General features: G+C 45.3%; 19 protein-coding genes. All 19 read left to right on the top strand.

The window, feature by feature from the left end; translation table 11 throughout:
* The first annotated feature begins 931 nt into the window (after positions 1–931).
* The 19 genes from NYE58_RS10325 (at position 932) to NYE58_RS10415 (ending at position 19680) form a co-directional block, all read left to right on the top strand.
* Positions 932–1573, top strand: coding sequence for a hypothetical protein (locus NYE58_RS10325; protein WP_341001772.1), 642 nt, complete (start codon positions 932–934; stop codon positions 1571–1573).
* A gap of 441 nt (positions 1574–2014) precedes the next feature.
* A complete protein-coding gene (locus NYE58_RS10330; RefSeq protein ID WP_341001773.1) occupies positions 2015–2278 on the top strand; it encodes a DUF3797 domain-containing protein in 264 nt (87 codons plus the stop codon).
* 122 nt (positions 2279–2400) lie between these two features.
* Positions 2401–2955, top strand: coding sequence for a tyrosine-type recombinase/integrase (locus tag NYE58_RS10335; protein ID WP_341001775.1), 555 nt, complete (start codon positions 2401–2403; stop codon positions 2953–2955).
* A 256-nt stretch (positions 2956–3211) separates the two neighbouring features.
* On the top strand, positions 3212–3952 hold the full coding sequence (terS, locus tag NYE58_RS10340) for a phage terminase small subunit (protein ID WP_341001777.1): 741 nt from the start codon (positions 3212–3214) through the stop codon (positions 3950–3952).
* On the top strand, positions 3945–5378 hold the full coding sequence (locus NYE58_RS10345) for a DEAD/DEAH box helicase family protein (RefSeq protein WP_445671756.1): 1434 nt from the start codon (positions 3945–3947) through the stop codon (positions 5376–5378). Before terS ends, NYE58_RS10345 begins: the two co-directional genes overlap by 8 nt.
* A 563-nt stretch (positions 5379–5941) precedes the next feature.
* The gene (locus NYE58_RS10350) at positions 5942–6316 is read left to right on the top strand and encodes a hypothetical protein (protein ID WP_341001779.1); all 375 of its coding nucleotides are present in this window, start codon (positions 5942–5944) and stop codon (positions 6314–6316) included.
* Between the two features lie 300 nt (positions 6317–6616).
* Positions 6617–7948: a phage portal protein gene (locus NYE58_RS10355; protein ID WP_341001780.1), complete on the top strand. Its 1332-nt coding sequence runs from the start codon at positions 6617–6619 to the stop codon at positions 7946–7948.
* Positions 7949–8103: 155 nt separating this feature from the next.
* Positions 8104–9123: a 3-oxoacyl-ACP reductase gene (locus NYE58_RS10360; RefSeq protein ID WP_341001781.1), complete on the top strand. Its 1020-nt coding sequence runs from the start codon at positions 8104–8106 to the stop codon at positions 9121–9123.
* A 3-nt stretch (positions 9124–9126) separates the two neighbouring features.
* Entirely contained in the window at positions 9127–10125 is a 999-nt protein-coding gene (locus NYE58_RS10365; protein WP_341001782.1) for a hypothetical protein, read from the top strand.
* Between the two features lie 52 nt (positions 10126–10177).
* A complete protein-coding gene (locus tag NYE58_RS10370) occupies positions 10178–10468 on the top strand; it encodes a hypothetical protein (RefSeq protein ID WP_341001784.1) in 291 nt (96 codons plus the stop codon).
* The gene (locus NYE58_RS10375) at positions 10465–11028 is read left to right on the top strand and encodes a hypothetical protein (protein ID WP_341001785.1); all 564 of its coding nucleotides are present in this window, start codon (positions 10465–10467) and stop codon (positions 11026–11028) included. Before NYE58_RS10370 ends, NYE58_RS10375 begins: the two co-directional genes overlap by 4 nt.
* Positions 11029–11103: 75 nt before the next feature.
* Positions 11104–11613 carry a head-tail adaptor protein gene (locus NYE58_RS10380; protein ID WP_341001786.1) on the top strand — a complete coding sequence of 170 codons (510 nt, stop codon included), beginning with the start codon at positions 11104–11106 and terminating at the stop codon, positions 11611–11613.
* Positions 11610–12188, top strand: a complete 579-nt coding sequence (locus tag NYE58_RS10385; protein WP_341001787.1) for a hypothetical protein — start codon at positions 11610–11612, stop codon at positions 12186–12188. The genes NYE58_RS10380 and NYE58_RS10385 overlap by 4 nt, the downstream gene beginning before the upstream one ends.
* A complete protein-coding gene (locus NYE58_RS10390) occupies positions 12185–12616 on the top strand; it encodes a hypothetical protein (protein WP_341001789.1) in 432 nt (143 codons plus the stop codon). The genes NYE58_RS10385 and NYE58_RS10390 overlap by 4 nt, the downstream gene beginning before the upstream one ends.
* The gene (locus tag NYE58_RS10395) at positions 12603–12734 is read left to right on the top strand and encodes a hypothetical protein (protein WP_341001790.1); all 132 of its coding nucleotides are present in this window, start codon (positions 12603–12605) and stop codon (positions 12732–12734) included. Before NYE58_RS10390 ends, NYE58_RS10395 begins: the two co-directional genes overlap by 14 nt.
* A gap of 3 nt (positions 12735–12737) precedes the next feature.
* Positions 12738–12923, top strand: a complete 186-nt coding sequence (locus NYE58_RS10400; RefSeq protein ID WP_341001791.1) for a hypothetical protein — start codon at positions 12738–12740, stop codon at positions 12921–12923.
* A 30-nt stretch (positions 12924–12953) separates the two neighbouring features.
* Positions 12954–13730: a hypothetical protein gene (locus tag NYE58_RS10405; RefSeq protein ID WP_341001793.1), complete on the top strand. Its 777-nt coding sequence runs from the start codon at positions 12954–12956 to the stop codon at positions 13728–13730.
* 59 nt (positions 13731–13789) lie between these two features.
* A complete protein-coding gene (locus NYE58_RS10410; RefSeq protein WP_341001794.1) occupies positions 13790–14101 on the top strand; it encodes a hypothetical protein in 312 nt (103 codons plus the stop codon).
* A 374-nt stretch (positions 14102–14475) separates the two neighbouring features.
* A complete protein-coding gene (locus NYE58_RS10415; RefSeq protein ID WP_341001796.1) occupies positions 14476–19680 on the top strand; it encodes a transglycosylase in 5205 nt (1734 codons plus the stop codon).
* The last annotated feature ends 2 nt before the right edge of the window (positions 19681–19682 follow it).

Raw genomic sequence — 19682 nt, forward strand, 5'->3', positions numbered from 1 at the left:
ATCAGACAACAAGGATTTATTTAATTCAATCATTGCCGCAAAGATGGATTGTTATCCTATAGAATTCACAGCTGCTGACGGTAGCATAATTATAAGAAATTATCGAGATGTACGGTCGGTTGAGATTGTATTCATAGAGTAATGTACTTTTCGGATAAGGTGATTCGCCATTTCCAAACATGACGTATGTTCAACATACCCTAGCAAGGCCGGATTCGGTAGATCGCCGCATCCGGCCTTTTTTTGTTCGCTTAACGATCCTTCACCCTGCATGTGCCTCCTATCAACGACACTCTAAATTCACCTGCCGTCCCAGGCTTATGTTCAGAGTGGACACGAGTTGAAATTGAGACTTCGGGACAAGGTGGCCTAGAGAGGAATGGACATTTTGTCCATTGCACCTGGTCAGAGCGAACGGACAAAATGTCCATTCGATCAGTTGGACATTTTGTCTATCTGACCGAGCGAAATGACAAAATGTAAGGTCGCTCACCTGCGCCATTTTGTCGCAAGTGAGACTCTGGGACAAAGTGTCCTAAAGTGGGTCTGCCATTTTGTCGCACCCTAGTATAACTACTCGTCATTTTGACGATAAGCTATTTTTGGGAGCGTCTAAATCTGAGCACACCCTATTCGCCATATTGGCGGTTAGCTAGGCCATTTCGTCCTAGGTTCCAATTGCGCCAATTTGTCGTAATTCAAGATGCCAAATTGTCGACTTGAAAGTTGCTCGCCATTTTGTCGATCAAAAAAACTAGGACAAAATGTCCTAGTTAATGAGGGTCTGCCATATTGTCGTAAGCTCAGGTTCACCATGAACCCGACCTATTGCAAGGTCCATGGAGAAACTCTCAAATCCGTAGTGGAAGTGAACAAAACTGAGTTTATGATATAAACATGAATCAGTTTGAAGTGAATTGGAGGGCGGATAATGTCTTCATTAATTGGTGAGGAACTTGATCCTGTTGCTGAAGAGAGCCTAGCGATAATTGAAGAAGTAGGCCGTGATAAGTATGCGCTAACTGAAAAAGAAAGAAGAGCAGAATTTCTACTGAAATTTCATCCAACAATGATCAAGCTAATCCTTGATTATGAAAAGGTAGAGAACACCAAAACATCGAGTTTATCACAGGATGATATTTCTAATGCTTATGGACATGCAAAACGCGAGCATGGAAGAGAGCTTTATACAGACGTAACAGCAAATACAGTTGTGTTGAAACATAAAAAAGCCGCGATTTATTCCTTATATAAACAGTTGTCCGAGATTCTGCACATCGTAATCAATAGTATAAATGATGCTCATTCAAAGAAAATAGCTGAACTCATGTTCATAAAGGGACATCGTCATAGTTATGTGAGTAGCTATTTAAGTAAAGGGTATTCAAGTGATCTATACGCGATCCCCTTAGGGACATTCACATATAAGAGGATAAACGCTATTAAAGAAGTGGCATCTAGTTTAGAGGTTCTTGGAATCTTGGATTTAATACAAAAAAATGAAGGCACTGGACGATGTAAGAAACAGCAATACCGAATAGATTTAGAAGAATGGTCAGCATACGAAGAATAAAATAAGGGAAACGGGGTGGAATTCTGTGGTCATTAAATCAACTCAGAAAGAGCCCCCTATCCCTTCATCTTCTAAACTGCAACCTAGCAAATGTCGGGGTTGTGTATGGGGTAGTTGGGCTGGCAGTAAGCAAATGTGCATGCTCCCTCAATGTGCCAAGGAAAAGCCCTCTGTAACGTCTAAACGCGAACAATTACCTTAACATAGCATCACGGGTTCTGAACTCATACACCATTTCTGGTTATATGCGTTGTCGTAAAGACATCTCATTGGCGCATATCGCTCATACCCCATCATCCGGGCAACCGTGATCTCAGCGGCCAAAGATATGGATCGAGAGCGCAATGCCCGGACGCGCTACTAAGTTCCGGGCAACACCAAAGCAAACGCCTAAATTAGGGGTTTGCTTTGGTGTTTTTTATTAAATAACGGAGGGATGTAATGAAACTTGTAAGGTTAATGGAGCTAATGGGAAAGTATGCGAAATGCCCGGAATGCGGCAGTGAGACAGGCGGTCAGGGTGAAGGATCGTTGCACGCTTATGGAGATACATTCATCCGTACATGCAAATGCGGTTGGGAAGTTAAGATTATAGAACCTAGGAATAGTGAGGATAAGGGTGGGGCTATGTTCAATGTGATGGCGTCATTTACTCTAGAAGACGATGCAAGCGCAGAGGGGGATAAAAGCTTTGGAAAACGCTGATATAGCAGAGACGAAGTTGAAACTAGAGAACCCTAATCATGTTCTGAAGCCGCTTAAGATAACTGGTGTTAATTCTGAATTTAGAAATCAATTAATAAATCGATGGAAGGAGAATGATAGGTGTGAAATTCGTACAACCAATTCGTGACCCAGTAAAGCTGTCCTCTATTCAAAAATATCTCAGGAGTCAAAACCATCGGAACTATATTTTATTTCAAATCGGAATCAATACTGGATTTCGCATCTCTGATATCCTTCCCTTAAAGGTATTGGATGTAAAAGGAACACATATAACGATCCAGGAGCAAAAGACTGGCAAAGAAAAGAAGGTTTTAATCCGCAAGGCGCTCCGAAAAGACTTGGATGTATATATATCCAACAAAAGGGATGAAGATCTTCTATTCCCCAGCAGAAACAATAAAGGGAGTAGAAAACCACATCCAATATCTCGAAGCATGGCTTATAAAATCGTCCGTGACGCAGCTGCTGAGTTTGGATTAACTGAGATCGGTACTCATTCCATGAGAAAGACCTTCGGACACAACTTTTACACCAAAAAAAGAGACATAGTGTTACTAATGGATCTGTTCAACCACACTGAGGAAAAGGTGACCTTACGCTATGTTGGCATCCTTCAGGATACCTTGGACGATGCTTTAGAGGATGTAGAACTGTAGTGAGTTCGCTTAAAACTGGTAATGACGAACTCAAATTTAGTGATAATCCAAAAATATTATAAGATCAAGCCTTTACGTTCATTTATGAGTTACACACAATACGTATTGAAGAGAGCTTGTTTTACAGTTATTAGGTGAAAAGGATTGATACACCATATTATTTAGATATGTGGTGAGAAAAGGTTAGCGTAACGCTGAGCGGTCAGAAGGCTCTCCGCGTTCTTTCCAACTCGAATACTCAAAACGGTGGTGAATTATGAGCATAGATAAGAACGATAATCGAAAAAAAGCACTCAAAATGTGGCTCGATAGCGGCAAATCTATGAAACTGAAAGATATTGCTGAAAAACTTGGCGTGAGTGCCGGTCTAGTCCGAAAGTGGAAGTCAGTAGATAAGTGGGAAGACGTACCAGAAAAGCGAGGACGCGGCGGACAGAAGGGAAACAAGAACGCAAAGGGCAACAAAGGTGGTCCCGGTGGTCCCCTTGGGAACGATAAGGCGGTTACGCACGGTATGTTCCGCAAGTTTGAACCACAAGATCCTGAATACCTTGAAATTCTCGAATTGGCGCAGCAGATGGACCCAGTAGACATGATCTGGTACAACATCACCAAACTGTTCCAGAAGATCATATGGGGCCAGCGCATACTTCACGTTAATGATAAGGACGATATGACCAAGGAACTCAAAAAATCCAAGCTTGCTACTACAAAGGACATGGATATCGAGGAAACGGAGTGGGAGCTGCAATTCGCATGGGATAAACATTCAGCTGCAATGAAGGCGGAAGCCATAGTTATGCGTGAGCTGCGCGGGGCTATTAAGCAGTTCCTAGCTATAGCACCAGAAGACGATGAGCGCCGCCTGAAGCTAGATCAAATGCAAGCTGACCTAGATAAGACAAAGATCCAAATAGAGAACATGAACAACGGGGACGGAGATTCAAACAAGGACGTAATCGAAGATTGGGTTCAGGCGGTGGAAGCTGATGCCTAAGGAGTCGCCTAATACCAAGCGTAGGCTAAACGCCTTCAAGAAGCGCATACCCGAATACAAGAAGAATCCGGTCCTGTTCTGCAAAGAGATGCTTAAGTTCACGCCGGACGATTGGCAAGCCGAAGTGTTAATGGATATAGCTAATGATCCCCGCGTTTCAGTGCGATCAGGACAGGGAGTAGGCAAGACAGGAGTTGAAGCGGCAATTGCGCTTTGGTTCCTGTCTTGTTTTCCGTTTCCAAAGGTAGTTTGCACGGCACCTACAAAACAGCAGCTGCATGATGTGCTTTGGGCTGAAATTAGCAAATGGCAGGAGAAAAGCCCGATTCTGAAGATCATATTGAAATGGACGAAAACAAAGGTATACATGCGGAACTACGAAGAGCGCTGGTTCGCTACGGCACGGACTGCGACCAAGCCAGAGAACATGCAGGGCCTACATGAGGATTACATGCTGTTCATCGTAGACGAAGCGTCCGGCGTAGAGGACCGCATCATGGAAGCCATTCTCGGTACGCTGTCAGGTCCGTTCAACAAGCTGCTAATGTGTGGTAACCCAACACGTACAAGCGGAGTGTTCTACGATTCCCATAACAAAGACCGCGCAGATTATAAGACACGCAAGGTATCCTGTTTAAACAGTCCCAGGACGAGCAAAGAGAACATCGCCATGCTCAAGCGTAAATATGGCGAAGGCTCCGATGTATGGCGCGTTCGGGTTGAAGGTGAGTTTCCACGAGGTGAATCAGATACATTCATTTCACTGGAAGCAGCTGAATTCGCTAAGGACGAGATACGCATCAAGGCCATAGGACACAAGCTCACGGTGGGTGTGGACGTTGCCCGTTTCGGAGACGATGAAACAACGATATACGGCCAGATCGGAGGTAAGGTGGTAAAGAGCCACTTCCACCACAAGCAGGATACCATGACTACCACCGGTTGGGTGCTGCGACTTATTGACGATGTGAGGGCGGAACATCCGGAAGTGGATGAAGTAGAAATCAGAGTCGATGATAGCGGCATAGGTGGAGCAGTGACAGACCGCCTAAATGAGATCAATGATGAAAAGAGCCTCGGGTACACCATCATAGGCGTGAACAATGGTTCATCTGCTGAAGACGAGCATTACGGAAATCTAGGTTCTGAAATGTGGGGACACATCAAGGAACTGCTGGAAGAAAACATGAGTAACTATATGCTCGGTGTACCTGGGGTGTTTGAGCTGCCGGATGATGAGAAGTTAGTCACGCAGCTGACAAGCCGTAAATGGCGTATGGGTAGTAATGGCAGAATCTATTTGGAACGCAAAGAGGATATGAAGAAGCGCGGACTTCAATCACCGGATAGAGCGGACGCATTGGTGCTGGCATTTGCGAATATTAAAACAGGCCCAAGTTACTACTTTGGAGCCTTATCAGTGTAAAAATACCGTTATATCCGTAGTGGAGCAGTAACGAACCAATGTTATATTTTATTTGTAGTAATTTAGCAAAAGGCGGATTGCCCAATGGGTTTAACTTAGCTCAATTTGAGCCAAGTGAGTCCGCCAGCAAGAAGCCGTATCGCTCCCGGCTACAGGAGCTTATAACGATCTATTTATGGATAATCCGTAAATAGACAAAACGATGTGGTTTCGGACCTCCTGAATCAAGAGGTCCGAAAAATCTATTCACGGAAACGTAAAGCAAAACGATGTGGTGGCGGAATAGGTAGACGCTAGCAGCATCAGCTGAAAGTGAGGCGAACGCGCCCGGCTACTCTCAAGGCTGAATCCGGGTACGAGTCATTGGTGCAGCGCAGGTCCGAGAGGATTGTGCAGCCAGTGCAATGCAAGGTGCAAATCCTTGCCCACAACAATGAGCGGTATGTTGGCAATGCCCTGGTGGCGTTAGGCGGCATACCGTTTTCAATTTTTCATAGACGCAAGGGTATCTGTATTACATATACCCTTGGTTAAATTCAATTTGTGACAGGAGGCATCAAACGATGTACTTCATAACAAAAGAAGCGGACTTGCTAGGCAAGACAATAGCCTTTACCAATATGTCACAGTTTGCCGAAGCGATTACCATAGCAACAGAAGATGGCGGTATTATCGTCCTAAAAATGGAGTACAGCGGCGATGGCGAGTCTACCGAAATCAATATATACGGCGAGGTGTACGCAAGACAGTACATCCTTAACGATACCCGCCTTCGTGCTGATCTTCTTAAATCCGGCGCTTTAACTGAAGAAGCTATCAATGAGTATGAGTTCCAGCGAGAAGTTGTCCGGCAACAATGGGCCGAAGGGCAAGAGGAACGCCGGAGACGAGAATACGAACGGATGAAAGCTGAGTTTGAACCGGACTTAAATAAATAAAGCAGGAAAACTTTCCTTACCCGATTGTTTGATTTCGGATTACGCAAAATGGGTAATCCGAAAATTTGAGCATGAAATGAATATAGAAAGGAGTAGGTTGGATGTTCAAATGCCTCACAAAGCCTGAGGTTCCACAAATAGACGCATTTGATTGCTATTACTGCAAAAAGCGTTCCACAGGCAAATGGTGTCTTCACTGCAACAAAAAACCTGTTCGCGGCTTGTATTGGGACCAATTCGGATATGAATGCAAGCCCACGGCCAGAATTAAACCCTGTGGCAGGAATGAGGTGAACATAATTGGGTATTAGACAAAGGCTTATTACATGGCTTGAAGCAGGAAGGACTAAGAACGAGCCGGAGCGGCAGACAGAACCATTCTCACAGGGCTGGGGCTGGTGGGGCCGCAGAAGCACGAATCAGCCGGTGCAGAAACGAACACCTACGAACCTCAGGACGTTGAGTGAGTCACCTATACCGCGCCGAGCAATCAACGTTGTTAAGGATGGTATAACGAAGCTGAATTGGTCCGTGGCTGCTATTGATGAAAACAACACGGAGAAGTACGCAGGGCTGTGCAAGATCATCGAAAACACGCTACTTAAACCTAATCCCGGCGACACCTTCCGTTCGTGGCTGGAGCAGATGGTCGAAGACATGCTTGTCTGTAGTGCCGGTAGCTCTGAAATACTCAGGGCCGGGGATAAAGATCGGCCATTTCGCATGTATCCGGTAGACTCGTTCTCCGTTGATCTATTTCCGAACTGGGACGGTAAACCAGATTCATACCGATACGCCCAACGGAACAACGGTAAGATCGTTCCTCTGACCGCATCTGAAATGATGTATGTCCGAATGAATCCGAGATCGAGTACGCCGTTTGGGTTATCCCCCCTTGAAACGGTGTGGGAATCTGCAAATAACTTCATTGACACGCACCGTGCATCGGGAAAGCAGACCAAAAACACTTTTCTCCGAAAACTGCTAAATCTCGGTAAGAGCGCGGAAAAGAATGCCGTAAAAGCATTTCAAGATTACTGGAAAAATGAAGTGGTAGGTCAAGGTGTCCAGCCTTCTATTGGAGGGTTCGAAGGAACCTCAGTTATCGACCTCGGAGCGACTGATGATAAGGCGCTGTACATTGAGTGGCAACGATTTCTAATTGAGATCATAGCCATATCCTTTGGTGTATCGCCCAAGAAACTGGGGCAGACAAAGGACGTTAACCGGACCACAGCAGAAAGTGAGGACGAAGATACGGAAGCTACAGTACAATCCATTGCCGAGAACATCGTCGAGCATATTAACAATCACATCATCGACGGTATTTTTAAAATGGGTGGTATGATCGAGTTCAAGTTCATCTATGCTACTTCCCTAAAGGACTTGAAGACTCAAGCTGATATCGATGCCATCTATCTGGACCGTCGAACCTGGACACCAGATGAAGTCAGAGACAAACAAGGGAAAAAGGCGCTGCCTAACCAACATGGCGAGGTGCTATTACAACCAAGCAAGAGCGCGGTTGTTGATATAAATAAGACTCAAGAAGAACTCGTAGCTGCTAAAGCGCCGCCAGATCCTTCAGAAGTCGAACCAAATAAGGAAGACCCAAACACCGAGGAAACGTAACGGTGTTTTTATTTTGTCCTGAGAGGCGGTGAGAACGTGTTTAAGAAGCTACTCAAAAAGCTAGTCTGCAAGACTTCTTCTCAGGCTGCTCCAGCCCCGAGGAATCGCGCAGAACGGCGACATGGCGTAAAACCTGAGGGGAGGTGAGAAGTGAAATGTTAAAAACTCTGAAATTAAGCAATCAGAAGATGCGCGTCCAGGACTTCAAACTCTCGGATGCTGGGGGACACCCCAATAAGGTTCCATTCAAATGTGCATTGTTCGCGGTAGATCAGCCGAGTGAAGGTTCGCCGCACGGAGCTGGCGGCAAGAAGATCCGGATATCATCAAGCGTGTGTGACCAATACCTTCAAACCTTTGTGGGTATGGCGCTAAACATTGACTATGCAGCTGGTATGGCGGACCATGATCCGCGTTTTAAAGTGGCCGTGATCGATAAGGCGTACCGTTCCTTGGATGGATATGCTTGGATCGATGGATATATCTACGGCAAAGATTTCCCGGATGTTGTAGCAACCATCCGTTACTATAACGGTCTTGCAGCTGAACACAATTGGTCAGAGTACAAGTTCGGTGCTTCGCTCGAAATGGAAGCTTCGGTGCAGGATGCACCTGACATGGATAATGTGCTGGATGTGGTCGAGTTCTGCGGTACCGGCGCGGCAATCCTTTTTGCTGAAGCAGCTGCTTATCAAACAACGAGCTTTGCGGCTCGAAATCATAAATCCAAGGAGGAAAACGAAGTGGACGAAAAGGTAATGAAAGAGTTGCTGGAAGGCTTTAAGAAGGATATCTCAGCTAGTATCGGTGAGATCAAGACTGAGGTAGGCGAAATCAAAACGGACTTGGCTTCTGTCAAGGCGGCCAAGGCACCAGAGGGGCAAAAGACACCTGAAGAACAGGCTGCGGCTGATTTGAGCGCATCTCAGGCGCGTATGACCCAACTTGAGAACGAACTAAAGGAACTGAAGGCAAAGGCTGAACAGCCGCCAGCAGAACCGGAAAGAAAGACGTTCTCAGCCTCGCAACTACTTTCCAAGTATGGCAATAACACTGGTGAACCGGAAGACTACAAGACATTCTGCGCTTCGGTGGATACGTTGAATCTTCCAATTGCCGATTCCATGAATTTGAAGCTGCAAGCAAAATCACAGTTCAACAAGGAGGAAAAATAATATATGAGTAATCGAGTAGGAATAGCGGCATCCGTTGATGTCAACGCAGCGATGCAACTTCAAAGTCCAGGTGCGTTGATCACTGACGGCTTCCAAAAGGAAATCACAGATACTCTTCGCCGTAGTTCCGTTCTGGAAGGACGAATGACCTATACGCCAGCTACAGGTGATCTCTCCACTTACTATGAGCAAAACACGATTAACGGTGGCGAAGCTGTTGATCCGCGAAAAATTACCTCGACAGCAACGAGCAATCCCCGAACAGCACATAGTTTAAAAATGAAAGCAATCACAAATCAAGTGAACTTTGGTCTATATGACAATTTGCTCGGCAAACAGCAAAATAACTTTCCGGAGCTAAGAGCTAAAGACCTTGCGGACATGCTTAACGGAGTTGGTCTTCGTCATGGGAAAATGTTGTGGAGAGGCACAGACACTAACTTGATGGTGCCAACTACGTTGGAATATGTCGGCATTCCTAAACAAATCACCAACACGTTCTCCGTTGGCATTGGGGCTTCTATCGTTTCAGCCATTTGCGCCAAGATAGCGGCCATGATTGCCAGTGAAGTGTATGAGCTTATGCCAACGGCAATCTATATCCACCCTTTGGCTTTGCACTATTTGGAAGAAGAAGAAAAACTTGCATCGTTTAATTCGACACATATTAGTAACTTGTCGAAGACAATGGTTGCTGGGTTGTCTGTGCAAGCCATTCAAACAGCTGCCGGTGTATTGCCATTGATTCCAGAGCCATTCATGCCTTATACAGTGAATGCAACTCGTACTGAGAACACGGATTACGGATTTGCCATTGTGACCGAATCCATGATCGAGTATCACTATGTTGGCGAAAAGAGTATCGGACTGTATGAACTTGGTACTACAGGAAACCTTGCAGACTCCTATGTAGGCGTTAAGTTCGGTGCTCCTGTAGCAAAAGGACCTAGTTACGCTCACGCCTACGGCGTTGTAGAACGTCCGACCATCGTAGCGGTTTAATCTATTGGGCGGCTTAACTGCCGCCCTCCCCTATAGAAAGGAGAAGATAAGCATGAAAGAGGAGCCAGGAGAGAAAACAGTTACCGAAGCACAGGACACGCCGAAAGTTGAAAACAAGGACAGCAAAGAGGGTTCCAATACACCTGACACGGAGCCAACAGCGCCGCCTACCGTGGAAACCAAGCCTCAGAAGGAATCGGTTGTATTAAGAGGCTGGGACGAAGGCAGGGAAGGATCACACGCCGTTCACCTCAAAGAAGGCATTTTCACTTTCATCAACGGCAAGGCAGACTTTTCCCCTGAAGCAGCTGAAGCATTGCGTTTGGCTGGTTATGTTGAATGAGTCAATACCTTACGACAACCGACACCGACTACGTCCCAGCAGGAGTGGCGCTGACCACCGCGTTAATCATTAGGGCATCGGCAATCATAGACGGTCGCTGTAAACGTGAGATAGGAGTGACATCCTACACCGAGCGCATACCATTGACCAATCAGCGAGGACATTTATCTTACTACCCTGTAAAAGAAATTTCAGAGGTGAATGGCAGATCAGTATACGGCATCACTGGAGATAACTTCTTTGGTATTCCAGGATTCGTTACTGCTGACCTCACTACCTTGGATGTGGACAAGGAGATAGGCACTGTAATGTGCGGAGGTTCACCATTCGGAATTCCGTATGCAGAGTTGGAAGTTACTTATACCAGTGGTTGGGACCCAATTCCCGATAAGGTGAAGGTGGCTTGCGGATTGTTGATTTCCCAACTTGCTGGGAACTCCAATTCGAACGTCAAAATGAGAAAAGACGTTGACTCAACAATTGAATATTTCGGAAACGATATGATCACTCCAGAGATAGCGGACTTGCTGTCTGAGTATCAGCATCGTTCCTTTAGGTAGGTGAGAAGGATGTTCTATGAATTCGCGCACCGGCACACGCCCTGTACAGTGGATGGAGTGCCGGAGGCGGTTATATTGTCTCGCGGAGCAAGCGGTTCTTCTCAGTTCGGGAGAGAGTCGGATTACATCGGACGTTTTGCTCCTGAATCGTCCGTCCTTCCAGGCGCTTTGATTGATACTGGAGAAACGTTCCTTGTCTGTTCCATACGACCTACACCGGACCGTGATAAGTACTGTGGGATGGTAAAGACAAACATGCTTGTCAAAGTGCAGCGGTATAAGCAGGCGTACGATGGAAACGACAATCCAATCGGAGATCCTGAATTTCTGGAAATCGAAACGGATGTGCATGCATTTGTTCGTTACGTCACTGGACAATTGCGCCAAGAAGATCCCGGATTACTTCCGACTTCAACGCATTTGGTGCGAATGCAGAATACGGTCGGAGTTCTTCGTCCTAATGACCCTGCACTGAGTAAGCCGGATAGAATTGTCCTGAATGGCCGTCCTTATCAGGTGGATGCGATAGACGATATTCAATTCCCTGGACTCTACCAGATCCAATTGTCGGAGGACATGCGATGATCATAGGATATGATTATGCAAGAGCGACAAGAGATCTGGAGAACAAATTGGCGATAGAAATAACTGGGATTACAAAGATTGTGCTATTGACGGCTAAAGGCGGCGTGCGTTATTACCCTGCGGTCCGTGAAAAGTTGGAAATGAGCATGATTATCCTGGCAAACGAAATGATTCAGGGAGATATTACCGCAGACTATTGGCAAGCGTGGTTGGAGCAGTTCGGTAAAGGATCACTCATGGCAGACAGCGGTCAGAATGCCGGACTCATTACTTATATGAATTCGGATGCTTGGAACAGGCTTCGGTCAAAAGGAAGCAAGGTTGTCGTGGGGCGCGGCCAAGGGAACTATAGGAGCATTGACGGTACGGTCCGATACTCAGGCGGCGGTTATGCAGGGGTTGACCTGGAAGAACTGGCGGCACGTGGTGACATTGATCCGAAGTTCAAGGCGACACCGCCTTCATACTTCTTACGAATTGCTATTCAGTCCAACCGTGACCGCATTCTACAGGGAGTTGCACGTGTTCTGGAAGAGTTTCCATATCATAAATACTTCAAGGAGGTGAGGGATTGAGCCAAACGCTAATTGATGCCGTGCACTATCTACTGGAGCGGGACACTGCCTTTATGACGCTGCTTGGACTCGATTCCGCAGCGTTTCCAGAGGTTAAGGCTGGTAAACTGGTAAAAGGGCTAGAACCAGATATTGTGTTATCGGACAAGAATATTCCTCAAGTTCAGATTTATACAATGCCTGGGCGATACGGACGCAACCATTTGGTTTACGAAGGTAAGTTTTGCTTGGATATTTACGCCAAACGTTCGAATGATGCCAGAGGGATAGCACAGAGAGCTTTCGAGTTGTTCCATGACAAATATCTCTCATTCCAAGGGTTCCAGTCCTTTCGGTGTCACTTAGCCTATGACACTGATTTTGCAACCGGTATTAAGGAACTCAAGGGATTTAAGGCTATATATGATGTGGATTATGTTAGAAAGTGAGGTCGAGGATATGAAGGAGTTTGCAGCAGCCATGCAAGCAGCATCTATACGAACAGCCGAATCAGCCAAACTGATTGGCGAACAATTTAAAAGCGTATTGCGAAAATTGGAGGAATAAGTTATGGCAATCAAAACTACTAAAGACGAACCTACCGAGCAAGAAACGCTGATCAAAGAAAAGATTGCACTTGCAAAAAAACTTGGTATATGGGGTTCTTACAAGCCTGTTGCTGGATTTGAAAGCGCAGAAGAGTTCAATCGAATCAAGCAGATCGACCAACGCCTAACCGAAATCATAAACGGTTAGGTTTTTTATATCCCAAGGAGGGATCTACACATGGCATTATCCACAAAGCAATGGGTTGTAGACGACATTTCTAACGCAGCATTGTTTGATGAAAATGATAATCCGGTTGCGTTCTTTGAGCGACTAACCAAAATGACACTATCCATTGACTCTAAGCAGCAGCGCGTATACGGTGGTGCAAGCAAGTACGCGTTTCACTTGACCGAACAAGATGCAGAGTCTGGCATTCAGTTAGAAAACGCAGAACTGGACTTCAATATGCTGCTGGCGGCAACTGGAGCCGAACTAGCAACAGGTTCTGTTGCCGTACCTTTCTTTGAGAAACTGACAGTAGCGACTGGAGGGATCGTAACTCCTTCCAAAGCAGCCGTGTTAGTGGCTGGAACAGATAAGGTTATCGTTGTGTCTAAAGACCACACTTCTGCAGGGAAACAGTTGGAACGGGTTTCCGCAACGCCCACAGCCCTACAATATACGATTGCAGCAGGAGTCATTACGCTGGGGGATGCAACGCTTGTAGGTAAAGACGTTCGTGTGTTCGGGAGTTATACGTCTGTTGCTTCTACATCGGCTTCCATCACCACTACGACACGAAACAAGTCATACAAATTCGTTGCATACGGCAAAGCATTGGATGATTCAACCGAAGAATGGTTTGATGTAACCATCATCATCTATAAGTCAAAAATGCTGGGGACCTTCAATATTGATCAACAGCGCAAGAATGCAACTGCTAATACACTGGAATTAGCTGTACTAGATGCAAACCGATCTGACGGAAAGGTTATTGACATTATCACTACGTAGGCTCATAGGGGGTGTCAAGCCCCCGTATATCTATTTCGAATATTCAGGAGGAATTAATTGTGGAACAAGAAAAAACGGATTTAATTATGGGTATTGGCCCATCTATTCAACTTTCGGCAGATGTGAAAAAGACACTTCGGGTGGGCAGTATCAAGCAAATCAAGGAAGTAGGCGCACTCTATAAAGATGGCTTGTCACGGATCAAACATGCAGCTGTTTTTGAAGAGGGAGAAGAACAGGAAGCCACATTCAATAAATGGACGGAGATCCTCAATATGGTGTTCATCGAAGGGTTTGAGCGCTCAGGAATTGAGGATTTCATTCCGGAGGTCCTAGAAGAAGCCGTAGAGCGATTTCTCTTCTATAAGTAATGGACCGGAACGGAAAAGTCGAGGCAAAGGGAAAGAAGGGGAAGAAAGCAAACCTCTGACCATGGAAGAACTCTATGGTCGCCTCTCACGGCGAAGACTTTCAAAGCCTTGGTATGATCATAACTGGTATGAAGTGATAGCCATATTCGACGACATGAACGAAGAAATGAAAGAACAGATTCGATTGCATGGCGGAGAAGTAGAAGATCCGAAAACATTAACACGAAGTGGTATCGCGCAGATCATGAGCGCATTTAATAGGTGAATTTTATAGTCCGAAATAAGGGGTCTCCTTCGCTGTGAAGGGACCCCTTATTTCCGTTTCTGCACTAAGGAAAATTTTCCTTACTGAACCATAAAGGGGTGAACTACCTTTGACAGATATTAATAAGGATGTTGTTAGCGCACGCGTTAAGTTGGACATTACCAAAATATCACCAGCGTTCAAGTCGATTGACGAAGGTACGAAAAAGAATACTGACTCCTTCAAGACCTTGAATTCAGAAATTACTCAAACTGAGAAAACTTATGCAAACTTGGCAAAGTCCATGGATAAGATGGTCATGAATTCGGATGAACGTAAAAAGAAGGTCATGGCTGAATCTAACGCATTAGTTGCACAACGAAAAGCGCAAGCGGAATTTATTAACGCAAAAAAACAGCAATTGGACCAAACTAATCAGATTGTAGATTCAAAATTAAAAGCACAACAGGCTATAATGAAGCGCCGAGAAGACGCCATTGAACAACAAGAACGCGAGCATCAACTAAGAATGGCTACACTTCAAAATAAGGCTTCAGCTAGCGCAGCAAGAGCAAATACAGTCAATAACTATAGCGCAACAGATAACGTTGGCGGAGAAATGACCTCAACCACAACTGCATGGGCATCAAGATTGCAACAAATGGCAGCACACGCTGTGGTATTTAATACGGTTTATCGTGGCATCCACGAAGTTCAAGCTGCCATGAAAGAAGGCTTAGTGGATATTGAATCCAACATGGCCGGATATGTTCAAACAAATGAAAAGTACTTCCTAATGTATAACGAAGGATCGAAAGAAGCAGTAATGAACACTAAAATTCTGCATGAGGAAACAACAAAATTCATTCATACGGCGCATGACTTAGGAGCGGAGATTCATGATGTAACCGAATCAGCGCGTCTCTGGGGCCGGATGTACAAGGATGCGGCGGTTGTGCAGGAAATGGTCCGCAAGTCCACCATGCTGTCTACAGTCGATTTGGTGAGTCTTGAAGATGCAACAAAGAGCATGGAATCCACACTTGCACAATATGGGGTGCAGATCAAAGACGCAAACGATGCTGCTGTGCTGGGTGGACGCATCCTTGATTCTTGGTCCAAGGTGGCGCATGACACCATGGCTCCAGCAAAGGACCTGGGCGCAGCCTTTGAGCGGACCGGAAAGATTGCTGCTGAGACAGGGGTTAGTTTTGACGTTATGAACGGACTGATTTCTTCAGGGGTTCGTAATACGGCGCTCAGCGGAGAAAACCTAGGTAACATGTGGAAAACGGTTCTCGGTACGATCCGGACAGATAAAGCCGTTGCGGAAATCGAAAGCCTGGGAGTAGCGACAAAAGAGGTCGTTAACGGAAAAGAAGAATGGCGTAGAGCAGATGATATCTTGATTGAACTGTCTACCAAAGTTATCGACAAAAACTATGACCTAACTAAATCCTATGCGGATATTTCTCGTGGGGTTTATCAATATGCCAAACTAGCAGCCTCCCTGAATGCTGGCGATATCCTTTTAGGCACAGCGGCATCCATCGGATCTACTGGATCTACGCTGGAATATTTGAAAGTGCAGATGGATACCATTAGCCGAAAAGCGGCACAGACTAAAGCCTCTTTGCTGGAGATATTCAATAACGCCGGTGATGATGGTTTACGGAAAACAATTAAAGATGTGCTGGATGCCATTGATCAATTGCTAATTGGTCTAACCAAAGTGCCAGCAGGAGTCTTTGAGGGTACTGCTGCCTTGGCTGGGTTGCTTCTCGCCTACAAAACACTGAGAGCACCGATCATGAATGTTGTAGCAGCCGTTCAGGTGTTGACAGCGGCTAAGACCGCCGAAACCACAGCTATAGCTTCCAATACTGTAGCCAATGAAGTGAATATCATTACTTCGCAAGGAGCGACTCTATCAACGGTTCAGAGAGCCGCAGCAACGGAAGGTGCGGTTATTGCTCAAGGCTCATTAACGGTAGCCACAGAGGGAGCCACAGTAGCCACAGCGGCAATGACGGCTGCGCAAGCAACGTCAACGGTTACTATGGCAGCTGCAACGGCTGGATTGTCATTGCTGGCGGGAGCAATCGCCATTTATGTGTTCCAGAGCGGGAGAGCTGAGAAAAAGCAACGGGAACGCATTCAGCAGTTAAAAGATGATGACGCCGCAAGCCAGCAGATGGTCAGCCAACTTCAACGGCAGATTGAGCTTTTACCGAAGCTTACCGAAGCACACAAATCATTAGAAGCGTCCTTGCAAAGTGTGAACCTTTCAGAGCAGAAACAAATCCAGATTAAGAAGCAAATTGATGAGGTATCCCAGGCGCTGATTATTACACTTGGCAAAGATGGAGCTAAACAACTGGAAGCGGCAGGGTATACCGACAAGGCTGTCCAGATACAAGTGGAGGCCCTGAACAAACTTATCATTAAGCAAAATGAAGCAAGACAAAATGTATTAAATGATCAAAAAGCAGATTTGTATGACCAGCAAAAGCAAAAGATTGAAGAAATCACTGCTGCCACTAAAGAGTTGGAGAAAGTGCAGAAAATTATTGCCAACCCCATCAGTAAAGCTTTGGGTACAGGTGAATTCAAGAAAGATGCTGCTGAGCTGGAAGATAAGATAAAGACGTTGCAACAAGAAAACAACGCCCTCACTTTATCTATTACGGATGTCGGGGTTGCTTTAGGTGAGGCCACGATTGAAATGGATCAATTTACCGGGAAGAACGGAACTGCATCCGAATCCGTAGCCGACCAGGCGGCAGTATTAGCCGATCTTCGAGAACAGATTGACGGCAACGGTTCCGCCATCAGTGAAATGAACACCCTCCTGAAAGAAATGACCGGAGAACAGTCCATGAATGCTTCGGCGGCTGCTGAATTGATCCTGAAATATCCGCAGTTAGCCACAGAGATTTATAAAACGGCAGACGGATGGGCTTTCGAAAAAGATGCTGTTGAATTGCTGAGAAAGGAAAAGGTCGCAAAGGCTATTAGTGACCTGGAGTCTGAGAAAACATCTGCATTCAACACTAGAATGGCTACTGAAGAGAGATTACAGGCTTATGGAATTGAAGCATCAGCCATTAAAGACCTCGCTCAATTGAAGGCTTCGCTAAATGGCGCAGCTAATGCAGTAACATCCAGTTCGCTGAATAATCCTGATGATAATAAATATTTCAAAAAAGCATTCCAGAATCAAGGCTCTGTATTAGATGAAAAAGCTAAGACAGAAGCAGCGGCAGCGGCAGCTGTAAGCAGCGAACTAGATAAGATTTATGCCGATTATGCAAAGGAATCAGCTCAATATGATAGCAAAATCAAGGCGCTTGGATCACTATATCAGGACCCTAAATTCGGAGTAAGTTCAGAAAAAGCGGACAAAGGTAAGAAAACGAAAACCGGAAAAAGTGATTCAGAGAAAGCGGCAGATAAATTGGCTAAGGAAGCTGCTGAGGCTCGTAAGAAAGCTTATCAAGAAGACCTAGACAATTTTAAGTATGTAGCCGAACGCCAAAACTGGACCATAGACCAACAAGTTTCTGGATATGAAAAATTAAAGAAACGCCATGCTCAATACTTGTCTGAGGATAAAGATGCTCTAAAACAATGGAGCAGAGAAGTAGTAGCTTTAAGCGATGAAAGGTATACCGAAGATGTGGCCAACTTAGGGAAAAAGACTGAGCGCATGCGGCAAGCCAATCTTCAGGAAGTCGAAATGGTTAAGGCTTCTCTTGATTTTTACACCAAGGAACAAAACAAGACCTACCTGACTACGGAACAAAAGGCTGAAGCACAAAAACAAGTCTATGATTTGACTAAGCAATACAACGAGCTGCGTTATACCAACTCCACAAACTGGATCGACAAAGAAGCCACTAAGATGGAGATGGCTGGAAAAAGTAAGATTAATATCATCACCATGGAACTACAAGCCTATGAACGAATGGCAAAAGATAAAAATCGAACTGCCGAGCAGAGTTTTGCACTAGAAAAAAACATCTATGAGCAGAAGAAAGCCTTAATGGAACAACATTTTAGCGACTTCCAAAAGGACTTGAATCACCGCAAAGCTATGGGAGAAGTTACGACACAGGATGAGTTAAACGGATGGCTTAAGACCCAGTCTATGTACAAAGTCGGAACCGATCAACGAATGGAAGCGGATGAACAAGTCTATGCACTACGTCAAAAGCTGATTGAAGATGAGACGAAGGCCGTTGAGACGTTAGCCAAAAACTATAAAACGAGTATCGAATCATCTAAAAATGCTGCTATTAAAGCAATAGAGGCAGAGCGGGATGCTTATGTTGCTGCGAAGAACGCTGAGATCCAAGCTATTGATGATTTACTTAGTAAGCAACAGGAATTAAATGAAGACCAAGACTACGAGAGTGCACTAGCAGAGAAACAAGCTAGATTAGCTTTGCTTGCCTCAGCCGTAGGACCCGATGGAATTGCGGAACGGAAACAGGTTCAAAAAGACATTGAGAAGTTGCAACTTGATCATGAGCGCACTTTAGCTAAGAGAAGCCTGGAAGAGCAGAAACAAGCCCTACAGGACGAAAAAGACGCTAAGAAGGATGCTTTTGATAAGGACATTGAAGCAACTAAAACGCATTATGATGAGTTACTGCAAGCTCTTGAAGACTTTTCTTCCGACACTGCCAATCGTGCGGAGTTGATGAAGAATATCCAAGTCCTGAAGGAATCTGAGAAAAATGCCGAGATATTAGCACAATTAGATCAGTTTATCGCTGATTATCAATCAAAGATGAGTGCTATTACAGCTTTAACACCAACAGTAGGTGGTGCGTCATCTCTCATCACGTCAACAACTACATCTAAGAGAGATTTGGATTTAATCGAATACAATACTAACAAGGATGCATGGGATGCGGCAAAAGCGACTGGGAATAAATCTGAGATGACGCGCTTAGCAGCACGTAATGAAGAGTTGCGTAGCATTTACGGAATTGCTAAAGACACCGGGAAACTCCAAAGCTTTTCAGAGGGTGGACAAGTTAAGGGTCCGCGCGGCGCGTCTACGATGGTAGAAGCACATGCCGGAGAAATCGTTCTTAATGACCGGCAGCAGAGCAACCTATTCAAATTGTTGAACTTCACGATGCCATCATTCAACTTCACTGTACCTGGAAGAACAAATGACTATTCTAAAACAAACCAGACAATTAACAACAATACGTATCACAACAGCGTTTCTTCAGGACCCGTAACGATAACGGATGAATCATCGGCTAGGATGTTCTGGGATGAAAAAGAAAATGTGGTTCGGCGAATGGGAGGGAAATAGCG

This window comes from Paenibacillus sp. FSL L8-0708 (assembly GCF_038009325.1).
Classification (GTDB): domain Bacteria; phylum Bacillota; class Bacilli; order Paenibacillales; family Paenibacillaceae; genus Paenibacillus_AQ; species Paenibacillus_AQ odorifer.